Raw genomic sequence first — 739 nt, forward strand, 5'->3', positions numbered from 1 at the left:
AATCTGACCGGCAACGACTCCAACAACACTTTGGTCGGCAACAGTGCCGCCAACATCCTCGACGGCAAAGGCGGTGCCGACATCCTCGACGGCGGTGCCGGCAACGACACTTATTATGTCGATGACAGCGGCGACACCATCATCGAGCGCGGTACCTCACTGAGCGAGATCGACAACGTCTTCTCCACGGTGAACTGGACCCTGGGCGATAACCTGGAAAACCTCACCCTGCTGGGCAACGCCAACCTCAGCGGCACCGGCAATGGCTTGAACAACCGCATCACTGGCAACGCAGGCGACAACTTCCTGGATGGCGGCGCAGGCATCGACACCCTGATCGGCGGTACCGGCAACGACACCTATGTAGTCGACGACGTGCGTGACGTCATCATCGAGACCAGCACCCTGGTCAGCGAGATCGATACGGTTCGCTCCTCGGTCAGCTGGACCCTGGGCGCCAACCTGGAAAACCTCACCCTGACCGGCAGCGCCAACCTCAACGGCACCGGCAACGCCTTGAACAACGTACTGATCGGTAACGATGGCAACAACCTCCTCAACGGCGGTAGCGGGATCGATACCCTGATCGGTGGCAAGGGTGACGACACCTACATCCTCGATCAGGCCGCTGAATTGAACCTGCTGCAAGAACTCGCGGATGAAGGCCTCGATACGCTGAACATCACCTACGCCGCGACCGCGCAAAACAGCACTGTTGACCTGAGCCTGAGCAACCTGC

1 protein-coding gene is annotated in these 739 nt (G+C 59.8%); it reads left to right on the top strand.

From position 1 onward, the window contains the following. Window positions 1-739 (top strand): calcium-binding protein (locus tag GWQ44_RS30790; RefSeq protein WP_275929104.1); only part of this gene is annotated, 739 nt, incomplete at both ends.

The sequence above is a fragment of the Pseudomonas sp. 3MA1 genome, from assembly GCF_029237275.1.
GTDB lineage: Bacteria > Pseudomonadota > Gammaproteobacteria > Pseudomonadales > Pseudomonadaceae > Aquipseudomonas > Aquipseudomonas fluorescens_AP.